Here is a 12,395-nt window from a genome sequence, read left to right as displayed (position 1 = left end):
ATGTTGGGTGGAGCGGACAATCCAAATGGTGAATTACTGTCTTATATCATTGGCGCTGACACCCTTCCAGCCCGTGAACTTCCCATTGCAGGTGTGGGTTCAGATGCAGTAATACCGCCAGACTTTCACACCAGCAATACATCATAAAATCACAAAAACGTGAAACCTTTCGCCAAATGACTGGCACAGGTAGCAATAGTTTTACAATCCCGGCAATGATGATCGGGACGGAACAAAAAATAGTGACCAAAATGGTCAATACGATACTCAGCAAAAGGGTTATCGCAGCGAGTATTCTCGTCATAATGAATTTATTCAAAAGGTTAGCCATAGACAGTACGCTAAAGAAGCGCAAGGCGCAGATTTTAGCAGAAAACGACCCAAATAACGGATGATCCTTAAGGAGAAAAAATAATTCATATCTATCCACATTAGAAAAAATTCCATTATCTCAATTATCAGGGATGGCTTTATTTTTAAATGCATGAAAAACAAAGATAAACATCATGCTGTAAAAAGCATGATAATAAATTAAAAGCGATGTAAATAATTTATGCACAAAGTTATCCACATGGCAATTTGCGAGCGATCCAGAAGATCTACAAAAGATTTTCACGAAAAGCGGTGAAAAACTCATGTTTTCATCCTGTCTGTGGCATCCTTTACCCATAATCTGATAAACAGGCACGGACATTATGGTTCAGATCCCCCAAAATCCACTTATCCTTGTAGATGGTTCATCTTATCTTTATCGCGCATATCACGCGTTTCCCCCGCTGACTAACAGCGCAGGCGAGCCGACCGGTGCGATGTATGGTGTCCTCAACATGCTGCGCAGTCTGATCATGCAATATAAACCGACACATGCAGCGGTGGTCTTTGACGCCAAGGGAAAAACCTTTCGTGATGAGCTGTTTGAACATTACAAATCACATCGCCCGCCAATGCCGGACGATCTGCGAGCACAAATCGAACCCCTGCATGCGATGGTTAAAGCGATGGGGCTGCCGCTGCTGGCGGTTTCTGGCGTAGAAGCGGACGACGTTATTGGTACTCTGGCGCACGAAGCCGAAAAAGCCGGGCGACCGGTGCTGATCAGTACTGGCGACAAAGATATGGCGCAGCTTGTGACGCCAAATGTTACGCTTATCAATACTATGACGAATACCATCCTCGGCCCGGAAGAGGTGGTGAATAAGTACGGCGTGCCGCCAGAACTGATTATTGATTTCCTGGCGCTGATGGGTGACTCCTCAGATAACATTCCTGGCGTACCGGGCGTTGGTGAAAAAACTGCGCAGGCATTGCTGCAAGGTCTTGGCGGGCTGGATACGCTGTATGCCGAGCCAGAAAAAATTGCTGGGTTGAGCTTCCGTGGCGCGAAAACAATGGCAGCGAAGCTCGAGCAAAACAAAGAAGTGGCTTATCTCTCATACCAGCTGGCGACGATTAAAACCGACGTTGAACTGGAGCTGACCTGTGAACAACTGGAAGTGCAGCAACCGGCGGTGGAAGAGTTGTTGGGGCTGTTCAAAAAGTATGAGTTCAAACGCTGGACTGCTGATGTCGAAGCGGGCAAATGGTTACAGGCTAAAGGGGCGAAACCCGCCGCCAGGCCGCAGGAAACCAGTGTTGCAGACGAAGCGCCAGAATTGACGGCAACGGTGATTTCTTATGACAACTACGTCACCATCCTTGATGAAGAAACACTGAAAGCGTGGATTGCGAGGCTGGAAAAAGCGCCGGTATTTGCATTTGATACTGAAACCGACAGCCTTGATAACATCTCTGCTAACCTGGTCGGGCTTTCTTTTGCTATCGAGCCAGGCGTAGCGGCATATATTCCGGTTGCTCATGATTATCTCGATGCGCCCGATCAAATCTCTCGCGAGCGTGCACTCGAGTTGCTAAAACCGCTGCTGGAAGATGAAAAGGCGCTGAAGGTCGGGCAAAACCTGAAATACGATCGCGGTATTCTGGCGAACTACGGCATTGAGCTGCGTGGGATTGCGTTTGATACCATGCTTGAGTCCTACATTCTCAATAGCGTTGCCGGGCGTCACGATATGGACAGCCTCGCGGAACGTTGGTTGAAGCACAAAACCATCACTTTTGAAGAGATTGCCGGTAAAGGCAAAAATCAACTGACCTTTAACCAGATTGCCCTCGAAGAGGCCGGACGTTACGCCGCCGAAGATGCAGATGTCACCTTGCAGTTGCATCTGAAAATGTGGCCGGATCTGCAAAAACACAAAGGGCCGTTGAACGTCTTCGAGAATATTGAAATGCCGCTGGTGTCGGTGCTTTCGCGCATTGAACGTAACGGTGTGAAGATCGATCCGAAAGTGCTGCATAATCATTCTGAAGAGCTCACTCTTCGTCTGGCTGAGCTGGAAAAGAAAGCGCATGAAATTGCGGGTGAGGAATTTAACCTTTCGTCCACCAAACAGTTGCAAACTATTCTGTTTGAAAAACAGGGTATTAAACCGCTGAAGAAAACGCCGGGTGGCGCGCCGTCAACGTCGGAAGAGGTACTGGAAGAACTGGCGCTGGACTATCCGTTGCCAAAAGTGATTCTGGAGTATCGTGGTCTGGCGAAGTTGAAATCGACCTACACCGACAAGCTGCCGCTGATGATCAACCCGAAAACCGGGCGTGTACATACCTCTTATCACCAGGCAGTAACCGCAACGGGACGTTTATCGTCAACCGATCCTAACCTGCAAAACATTCCGGTGCGTAACGAAGAAGGTCGCCGTATCCGCCAGGCGTTTATTGCGCCAGAGGATCATGTGATTGTCTCGGCAGACTACTCGCAGATTGAACTGCGCATTATGGCGCATCTCTCGCGTGACAAAGGCTTGCTGACCGCATTCGCGGAAGGAAAAGATATCCACCGGGCAACGGCGGCAGAAGTGTTTGGTTTGCCACTGGAAACCGTCACCAGCGAGCAACGCCGTAGCGCGAAGGCGATCAACTTTGGTCTGATTTATGGCATGAGTGCTTTCGGTCTGGCGCGGCAGTTGAATATTCCACGTAAAGAAGCGCAGAAGTACATGGACCTCTACTTCGAACGCTACCCAGGCGTGCTGGAGTATATGGAACGCACCCGTGCCCAGGCGAAAGAGCAGGGCTACGTCGAAACGCTGGACGGACGCCGCCTGTATCTGCCGGATATCAAATCCAGCAATGGGGCACGTCGTGCAGCTGCTGAACGTGCAGCCATTAACGCGCCAATGCAGGGAACCGCCGCTGACATTATCAAACGGGCGATGATTGCCGTTGATGCGTGGTTACAGGCTGAGCAACCGCGTGTCCGTATGATCATGCAGGTACACGATGAACTGGTATTTGAAGTTCATAAAGATGATGTCGATGCTGTCGCGAAGCAGATTCATCAACTGATGGAAAACTGTACCCGTCTGGATGTGCCGTTGCTGGTGGAAGTGGGGAGTGGTGAAAACTGGGATCAGGCGCACTAAGATTCGCCTGAACATGCCCTTTTTTCGTAAGTAAGCAACATAAGCTGTCACGTTTTGTGATGGCTATTAGAAATTCCTATGCAACAACTGAAAAAAAATTACAAAAAATACTTTCTGAACTGAACAAAAAAGAGTAAAGTTAGTCGCGTAGGGTACAGAGGTAAGATGTTCTATCTTTCAGACCTTTTACTTCACGTAATCGGATTTGGCTGAATATTTTAGCCGCCCCAGTCAGTAATGACTGGGGCGTTTTTTATTGGGCGAAAGAAAAGGTCCGTTATGCCTGATGCTCCATGCTTATCAGGCCAACGGTAGAATTGTAATCTATTGAATTTACGAGCCGGATACGCCACATCCGGTACAAGCATTAAGGCAAGAAAATTATTCGCCGTCTTGCGTTTCTTCTACAGGCTGCATCTCGCTAAACCAGGTATCCAGTTTCTGCCGCAGCTTGTCCACGCCTTGCTTCTTCAGTGAAGAGAACGTTTCAACCTGCACATCACCGTTAAACGCCAGTACCGCTTCACGCACCATATTCAATTGCGCTTTACGTGCACCGCTTGCCAGTTTGTCCGCTTTGGTCAGCAGTACCAGAACGGCGATATTGCTGTCTACCGCCCACTCAATCATCTGCTGATCCAAATCTTTCAGCGGATGACGGATATCCATCAGCACCACCAGACCTTGCAGGCTCTGACGTTTTTCGAGGTACTCGCCGAGCGCGCGCTGCCATTTGCGCTTCATCTCTTCCGGGACTTCCGCATAACCGTACCCTGGCAAGTCAACCAGACGCTTGCCGTCAGCCACTTCAAACAGGTTGATAAGCTGGGTGCGTCCTGGGGTTTTTGAGGTACGAGCCAGGCTTTTCTGGTTAGTCAGCGTGTTCAGTGCGCTGGATTTACCTGCATTGGAACGGCCTGCAAAAGCCACTTCAATTCCGGTATCGGAAGGGAGGTGGCGAATATCAGGCGCACTCATCACAAAATGCGTCTGTTGATAATTCAAATTAGTCAAAGCGGTCGTCTCCGTCAGTCAAAGCTTTGCAGCGATTATACCTGAACCATAATAAAAGACGGATTTTTCGGTGTGGGCGTTGTAAGTAAAAGCCATACGCTTTGTGAGACATTGCCGATAGTCTTTATGCGAAATAGCAGAGAAAATTCTGCGATGAATGTCAAATAATCCATATAAATCAGTGGATTGCTTTTATATAAAACTCTGAAAATGTGCAAATACTGATGGCGGTTGATTGTTTGTGTAAAGCAAAGGCGTACAGTAGCCCCCATAGAGCGAGGACGCTAACAGGAACAATGACTCAGGATGAGGGTCAGGAGCGCCAGGAGGCGAAGACAGAGGATTGTCAGGAAGACAAACGTCCGGAGACGTAATTAAACGGAAATGGAATCAACACGGATTGTTCCGGCTAATGGAAAAACAGGGTGTGTTGGCGGCCTGCAAGGATTGTAAGACCCGTTAAGGGTTGTGAGTCAGAAAAAAGGCGACAGAGTAATCTGTCGCCTTTTTTCTTTGCTTACTTTCTGTTAGATTCCGCCGCAAATCTATACTGAATAAAACGGCTAAAAGACGAACCATTATGAAACCATCTTCACCATCACGCAGCAAAGGCCATGCAAAAGCGCGTCGCAAAACGCGCGAAGAGCTGAATCAGGAAGCTCGTGACCGCAAACGTCAGAAAAAACGTCGTGGTCATGCGCCGGGCAGCCGCGCCGCGGGCGGTAACACCACGTCAGGTAGCAAAGGCCAGAACGCACCGAAAGATCCACGTATTGGCAGTAAAACCCCTATTCCATTGGGCGTGACTGAAAAAGTCACCAAACAGCACAAACCGAAGAGTGAGAAACCTATGCTTTCACCGCAGGCGGAGTTGGAGTTACTGGAAACGGATGAGCGTCTGGATGCGCTGCTGGAACGTCTGGAAGCTGGCGAAACCCTGAGCGTCGAAGAGCAATCATGGGTGGATGCCAAGCTGGATCGTATTGATGAGCTGATGCAGAAACTCGGCCTCTCTTATGACGATGACGAAGAAGAGGAAGAAGACGAGAAGCAAGAAGATATGATGCGTTTGCTGCGGGGCAACTAACGGATTGCCGCCGTGGGCCTTCCCGTTCTGCTGATAACTCTTCCGGTTATATGTTATCTGGTGTGGTTATTCGTTAAACTACAGCGGTTGTCGCGGCGACAAAAGTGGCTGCGCAACCGGCTGATGACCCGAAAAGGGCATCTGCCGGCACGCCGTAGCCGCCAGAGACGCCATCGGAAGGAGTGAGCATGTCTGTACAGCAAATCGACTGGGATCTGGCCCTGATCCAGAAATATAACTATTCCGGGCCACGATACACCTCGTACCCGACCGCGCTGGAGTTTTCAGAAGACTTTGGCGAACAGGCGTTTTTACAAGCCGTGGCGCGCTATCCTGAGCGTCCATTATCTCTCTACGTACATATCCCGTTCTGTCATAAACTTTGTTACTTCTGTGGTTGCAATAAAATTGTCACTCGCCAGCAGCACAAGGCCGATCTGTATCTGGACGCGCTGGAGCAGGAAATCGTCCATCGTGCACCGCTTTTTGCCGGGCGCAAGGTGAGCCAACTGCACTGGGGTGGTGGAACGCCGACGTATCTGAATAAAGCGCAAATCAGCCGTCTGATGAAGCTGCTGCGCGAAAACTTCCAGTTCAATGCCGATGTGGAGATTTCGATCGAAGTCGATCCGCGGGAAATCGAACTGGATGTGCTCGATCATTTACGCGCCGAAGGTTTTAATCGCCTGAGCATGGGCGTGCAGGACTTCAACAAAGAAGTGCAACGTCTGGTCAACCGCGAGCAGGATGAAGAGTTCATCTTTGCACTGCTTAACCATGCGCGTGAGATTGGCTTTACCTCCACCAACATCGACCTGATTTATGGCCTGCCGAAACAGACGCCGGAAAGTTTCGCCTTTACCCTGAAACGTGTGGTGGAGCTGAACCCTGACCGTCTGAGTGTCTTTAACTACGCGCATTTGCCGACCATTTTTGCTGCTCAACGCAAAATCAAAGATGCTGATCTGCCGAGTCCGCAGCAAAAACTCGATATCCTGCAGGAAACCATCGCTTTCCTGACACAATCGGGCTATCAGTTTATCGGTATGGATCACTTTGCCCGTCCGGATGACGAGCTGGCGGTGGCCCAGCGTGAAGGGGTGCTGCATCGTAACTTCCAGGGCTACACCACTCAGGGCGATACCGATCTGTTGGGGATGGGCGTTTCAGCCATCAGCATGATTGGCGACTGCTACGCGCAGAACCAGAAAGAGTTGAAGCAGTACTATCATCAAGTAGATGAACAAGGCAATGCGCTGTGGCGTGGTATTGCGCTAACGCGTGATGACTGTATTCGCCGTGATGTGATTAAGTCGCTCATCTGCAATTTCCGTCTGGATTACGCTCCCATTGAGCATCAGTGGGATTTGCAATTCGCTGATTACTTTGCACAAGATCTCAAGCTGCTCGCCCCGTTAGCAAAAGATGGGCTGGTGGATGTGGATGAGAAGGGGATTCAGGTGACGGCGAAAGGTCGCTTGCTGATCCGCAACATTTGCATGTGCTTTGATACTTATCTGCGCCAGAAAGCGCGGATGCAGCAGTTCTCGCGGGTGATTTAAATAGTGAATGGCGCTTTGTTTACAAGGTAGAAAACGAAAGCGCCATCAATGTACTGAGAACAAGATTGCCTGATGCGCTATGCTTATCAGGCCTACAAAACCAGTTGAACTTATTGTTTTGGTAGGTCGGATAAGGCGTTCACGCCGCATCCGGCATCTGAGCATGATGCCTGATGCGACGCTGGTCGCGTCTTATCAGGCCTACTGAGAACAAGATTGCCTGATGCGCTATGCTTATCAGGCCTACAAAACCAGCTGAACTTATTGTTTTGGTAGGTCGGATAAGGCGTTCACGCCGCATCCGACATGAACATTGATACCTGTCTGCGCCAGAAAGCGCGGATGCAGCAGTTCTCGCGGGTGATTTAAATAGTGAATGGCGCTTTGTTTACCAGGTAGAAAACGAAAGTGCCATCAATGTACTGAGAACAAGATTGCCTGATGCGCTATGCTTATCAGGCCTACAAAACCAGTTGAACTTATTGTTTTGGTAGGTCGGATAAGGCGTTCACGCCGCATCCGACATCTGAGCATGATGCCTGATGCGACGCTGGTCGCGTCTTATCAGGCCTACGACTTTCTCCACATCCGGCATAAACAACGGGCTTCAACTAAACAGCCCTATCATCGCGGCACACAGCACGGCAGCAACAGCAGTTTGCGGTGTGTGGCTGTCAACTGCGCCACTCGATACCAGATTAATTATTGATTCCAGCATAATGACTCTCCCCGTTTTCCGGCACGATCATACTGAACTTATCGGAACAGTAAAGCGCAAAATACCAGCAATTTGCGCTCAATAATCAATCTTTACACACACGCCGTGAATCACTCCATACCCAGCTCTTTTAACTTACGCGTCAGGGTGTTGCGGCCCCAGCCAAGTAGCCGCGCCGCTTCCTGTTTATGCCCCTGCGTATGTCGCAGTGCGGTCGTCAGTAACGTCCGCTCCAGTTCTGGCTGCGCTTCAGAAAGCAAATTTTGATGACCGGAACGCAACGCCCGCTCGGCCCACTGGGCAAGAAGTGTCGCCCAACTGTCCGGCTGCATTTGCGAAGTGCTCTCCGCAACCGTTGATTCAAACAGTTCGCCTGGCAAATCCTGAATCAACACTTCCTGCCCGGCGGCCATCACCGTTAACCAACGGCAAGTGTTTTCCAGCTGGCGCACGTTACCTGGCCACGCCAGACGCGTCAAAGCGGCTTCGGTTTCCGGATGCAGCAACTTCGCTTCTACGCCCAGTTCGCGCGCGGCAACCTGTAAAAAATGGCGAGCCAGGCGGGGAATATCTTCCCGACGCTCACGCAGTGGCGGCAGATGAACGCGGATAACGTTCAGGCGGTGGAACAGATCCTCGCGAAACTTGCCTTCCTGCACCCGCTGTTCGAGATTCTGGTGTGTAGCAGCGATAATCCGCACATCCACTTTCACCGGCGCATAGCCGCCAACGCGATAAAACTGACCGTCTGCCAGCACGCGCAGCAAACGCGTCTGCACATCCAGCGGCATATCGCCAATTTCATCGAGAAATAATGTACCGCCATCGGCCTGTTCAAAACGCCCCTGACGAATGGTATTCGCGCCGGTAAAGGCGCCTTTCTCGTGACCGAACAGTTCTGATTCGATCAAATCTTTCGGGATAGCCGCCATATTCAGCGCGATAAACGGCGCTTTGGCTCGCGGACTGTGGCGATGCAGAGCATGAGCGACCAATTCTTTACCAGTACCGGACTCGCCGTTGATCAGCACGCTAATCGAAGAGCGCGAAAGCCGACCAATAATACGGAACACGTCCTGCATGGCTGGCGCTTCGCCGATAATATCGGTCGTTGGGCCGTTAAGCTGAACATTACGCGGCTGCTGCTGCTCCTGGTAATGGCTGATGGCGCGCTCGACCAGTGCCACGGCTTCGTCGATATCAAACGGTTTAGGCAGATAATCAAACGCCCCTTGTTGATAGGCGCTAACGGCGGCATCCAGATCGGAATGTGCGGTCATAATGATGACCGGAAGCATCGGATGGCGCTGTTTAATCTGCTTGAGCAGCGCCAGGCCGTCCATGCCCGGCATACGGATATCTGAAAGCAGCACATCCGGCGTTTTGCTTGCCAGCGCCTCCAGCACCGCCGCGCCGTTCTCAAACGTCGTACAGGTTAAACCCGCTCCAGTGAGCGCACGTTCAAGCACCCAACGGATGGAACTATCGTCATCAACTACCCAGACTATCCCTCGTTGCATAAACGTCACCTTTATTTCCTGATAGGCAGGTAAACCGAGAACTCGGTATGACCTGGCCAACTGGTAAATTCAATTTTGCCTGAATGCTGATCAATCAAATTACGGGCGATGGATAAGCCAAGCCCGGTGCCACCTTCGCGGCCACTGACCATCGGGTAAAACAGCGTATCCTGCAAATGAGGTGGAATGCCCGGCCCGTTATCTTCCACATCAATCCGCGCCGCCAGCCGATAGCGCTCGCCGTGTAAGGTCAGTTGAAACGCGGTGCGGGTACGCAGAATGATTTCACCACCCTCCGGCCCCAGCGCCTGTAGCGCATTGCGCACGATATTCAGCAAGACCTGTTCAATTTGATCCGGGTCGTGCGCCAGTTCTGGCAGGCTGGGGTCGTAATCACGAATCAACCGCACGTTGTCCGACAGTTCCATCGACACCAGCGTCACCACGCGTTCAGCCACTTTGTGAATACTTTCGGTGACACGCGTACCGGGCAGTTGCGGCCCCAACAGACGGTCGACCAGATTTCGCAGCCGATCTGCCTGTTCGATAATCACTTTGGTATATTCGAGTAGTGACGGGTCAGGCAATGCTTTGCTGAGCAGCTGCGCTGCGCCACGTAAACCGCCAAGCGGATTTTTAATCTCATGCGCCAGGCCACGGACTAAATCACGGGCAGCAACCTGCTGGGCGTGCTGTAGCTGTTCCTGACTTAAGCGGCGCTGGTTATCCATCGGCGCCATCTCCAGCAGGATCATGCCGTCCGGCATACGCTGGGCTGTGACCGAAAGGATATGCGAACGTCCGTCGATCACCAGCGTCACTTCGTTATCGGTAAAACCTTGCCCCGCCTCCAGACTTTCTTGCATCAACTCGATATTTAATGAGAAGTAGCTCAACAGTTCCGGTAACGGCGTACCAAACAATTTTCGGGAGCTTTGAGCGAGCAGTTGTTGTGCGGCGGGGTTGGCGTAATGAATCGCCAGATTGTCATCAATTAACAAAATACTGTTAATGAGCGAGTTGAGGATCTGCCCAGCATCGGGCTGCGTGCCTGTTGCCATAAAGCAGTCTCCAGAACAGGTTGCACCATTTTAGTGCATTATAGCTTTTTTCGGATAAAAAGCGCGGAGCATCAGAGAAGTTACGGAGAAAAAAGCCCATGCAGAGATGGGCTGAAATTTCCACGGCAACTAAATCCCGGCGTTGTTGCGCCGGGTAGTACAACTTCAACGATTAGACGCTGTAGTACAGCTCAAACTCTACCGGGTGCGGAGTCATACGCACGCGGTCATCTTCTTCGCGACGCAGAGCGATGTACGCATCGATCGCTTCATCAGTGAACACGCCACCGGCTTTCAGGAACTCGCGGTCCAGATCCAGTTCGTTCAGTGCTTCTTCCAGAGAGCCTGCAACCTGTGGGATCTCTTTCGCCTCTTCCGGCGGCAGGTCGTACAGGTTTTTGTCCATCGCTTCGCCCGGATGGATCTTGTTCTTGATACCATCAAGACCGGCCATCAGCAGGGCAGCAAAGCACAGGTATGGGTTAGCAGCCGGGTCCGGGAAACGCACTTCGATACGACGCGCTTTCGGAGAAGAAACCACTGGAATACGGATAGACGCAGAACGGTTACGCGCAGAGTAAGCCAGCATTACCGGTGCTTCATAGCCTGGGACCAGACGCTTGTAAGAGTTGGTGGTCGGGTTTGCCAGGGCGTTAATTGCTTTCGCGTGTTTGATTACGCCGCCAATGTAGTACAACGCCTGCTCAGACAGACCTGCATATTTATCGCCTGCGAACAGGTTGACGCCGTTTTTAGACAGCGACATGTGGCAGTGCATACCGGAGCCGTTATCACCGAACATCGGTTTTGGCATAAAGGTCGCGGTTTTACCGAAGCGGTGCGCCACGTTGTGCACAACATATTTGTAGATCTGAATTTCGTCAGCTTTTTTGGTCATGGTATTGAAGCGGGTAGCCACTTCGTTCTGACCTGCAGTCGCTACTTCGTGGTGATGGGCTTCAACCACCAGGCCCATCTGTTCCATCACCAGACACATTTCAGAACGAATATCCTGAGCGGAGTCTACCGGTGGAACTGGAAAGTAACCGCCTTTCACTGCCGGACGGTGACCTTTGTTACCACCTTCGTATTGGGTGGAGGAGTTCCATGCACCTTCGATATCGTCGATGGCAACGTGAGAACCGGAGATAGACGTCCCGAAACGGATGTCATCGAACAGGAAGAATTCAGGTTCTGGCCCGAACAATACGGTGTCGGCAATGCCAGTGGAACGCAGGTAATCTTCGGCGCGCTTCGCAATAGAGCGCGGGTCACGGTCATAGCCTTGCAGGGTGCCAGGTTCAAGGATATCGCAACGGATAATCAGGGTAGAGTCCGCGAAGAACGGGTCAATCACTGCGGTGGATGCGTCTGGCATCAGCACCATGTCGGATTCATTAATGCCTTTCCAGCCGCCAATCGAGGAGCCGTCAAACATTTTGCCTTCTTCGAAGAATTCAGCATTCACCTGATGAGCAGGGATAGTGACGTGCTGTTCTTTACCTTTGGTATCGGTGAAGCGCAAATCAACAAACTTCACTTCGTGCTCGTTCAGCATCGTCAGTACGTGTTCAGCGGACATACTTTAACTCTCCTGGATTGGTCATTGTCGTCGTGGTAACGAAATCTGCAATTATTTTGGCCGTGTCGCCGTAAAAAAGATAAAGCGAAATCTGTGCCAACTTTTAAATTTCCCCTAAAAGGCGTTATCATGCTTAACATCGTGCAAAAGGGCTGCACCATGATGTGAATGTTGCACCAATATAGTGCTTCAATGGAAACATTAAGCACCATATTGGTGCAATGACCTTTGGATAACCCTTTTTATGCTCCGTGAAAGCGATCACAAAGGGACTCTGCAATACTTGTTTGCGGAGGATGTTTGTGATCCTGTTTTGTAGTGCGATTAATCCGTGTACAATAACGCGCTATTTCTAATGCCTGAGGCAAA

Annotated in this window: 9 protein-coding genes and 2 pseudogenes; 5 read left to right on the top strand and 6 right to left on the bottom strand. The window is 50.8% G+C overall.

Features of this window, described 5'->3' with window-relative positions:
* Nucleotides 1-49: 49 nt before the first annotated feature.
* Nucleotides 50-331, bottom strand: a pseudogene (locus tag A7090_RS16600) (acyltransferase); the annotation flags it as partial.
* 364 nt (nt 332-695) lie between these two features.
* Between A7090_RS16600 and polA the strand changes: the two are divergent.
* A complete protein-coding gene (gene polA / locus A7090_RS16590; RefSeq protein WP_105274850.1) occupies nt 696-3,482 on the top strand; it encodes a DNA polymerase I in 2,787 nt (928 codons plus the stop codon).
* A gap of 165 nt (nt 3,483-3,647) precedes the next feature.
* The gene (locus tag A7090_RS27305) at nt 3,648-3,695 is read left to right on the top strand and encodes a spot 42 RNA, inhibition of DNA synthesis (protein ID WP_071892919.1); all 48 of its coding nucleotides are present in this window, start codon (nt 3,648-3,650) and stop codon (nt 3,693-3,695) included.
* 168 nt (nt 3,696-3,863) lie between these two features.
* Here the strand turns inward: A7090_RS27305 and yihA are convergent, their stop codons facing one another.
* Complete coding sequence (yihA, locus tag A7090_RS16585; RefSeq protein ID WP_000183349.1) at nt 3,864-4,496, bottom strand: ribosome biogenesis GTP-binding protein YihA/YsxC; 633 nt, start codon at nt 4,494-4,496, stop codon at nt 3,864-3,866.
* A gap of 224 nt (nt 4,497-4,720) precedes the next feature.
* Between yihA and A7090_RS26660 the strand changes: the two are divergent.
* From A7090_RS26660 to hemN, 3 genes and pseudogenes are all read left to right on the top strand, one after another.
* Nucleotides 4,721-4,959 (top strand): annotated as a pseudogene (locus A7090_RS26660) (hypothetical protein).
* Nucleotides 4,960-5,076: 117 nt separating this feature from the next.
* A complete protein-coding gene (yihI, locus tag A7090_RS16575; protein WP_105274849.1) occupies nt 5,077-5,583 on the top strand; it encodes a Der GTPase-activating protein YihI in 507 nt (168 codons plus the stop codon).
* A gap of 188 nt (nt 5,584-5,771) precedes the next feature.
* Nucleotides 5,772-7,145, top strand: coding sequence for an oxygen-independent coproporphyrinogen III oxidase (gene hemN, locus A7090_RS16570; protein ID WP_105274848.1), 1,374 nt, complete (start codon nt 5,772-5,774; stop codon nt 7,143-7,145).
* Between the two features lie 607 nt (nt 7,146-7,752).
* Here hemN and A7090_RS16565 read toward each other — a convergent pair.
* The 4 genes from A7090_RS16565 to glnA all read right to left on the bottom strand — a co-directional run bounded on the left by A7090_RS16565 (nt 7,753) and on the right by glnA (nt 12,026).
* Nucleotides 7,753-7,863, bottom strand: coding sequence for a YshB family small membrane protein (locus A7090_RS16565; RefSeq protein ID WP_000893994.1), 111 nt, complete (start codon nt 7,861-7,863; stop codon nt 7,753-7,755).
* Between the two features lie 110 nt (nt 7,864-7,973).
* Entirely contained in the window at nt 7,974-9,383 is a 1,410-nt protein-coding gene (gene glnG / locus A7090_RS16560) for a nitrogen regulation protein NR(I) (protein WP_105274853.1), read from the bottom strand.
* Nucleotides 9,384-9,394: 11 nt separating this feature from the next.
* Complete coding sequence (gene glnL / locus A7090_RS16555) at nt 9,395-10,444, bottom strand: nitrogen regulation protein NR(II) (RefSeq protein ID WP_032161299.1); 1,050 nt, start codon at nt 10,442-10,444, stop codon at nt 9,395-9,397.
* A 172-nt stretch (nt 10,445-10,616) separates the two neighbouring features.
* Nucleotides 10,617-12,026: a glutamate--ammonia ligase gene (glnA, locus tag A7090_RS16550; protein WP_157941470.1), complete on the bottom strand. Its 1,410-nt coding sequence runs from the start codon at nt 12,024-12,026 to the stop codon at nt 10,617-10,619.
* Nucleotides 12,027-12,395 lie beyond the last annotated feature (369 nt).

The sequence above is a fragment of the Escherichia sp. MOD1-EC7003 genome, assembly GCF_002965065.1.
Taxonomy (GTDB): domain Bacteria; phylum Pseudomonadota; class Gammaproteobacteria; order Enterobacterales; family Enterobacteriaceae; genus Escherichia.
Note: the sequence above shows the minus strand (reverse complement) of the source record. Positions and strands in the feature narration are given on the sequence as shown.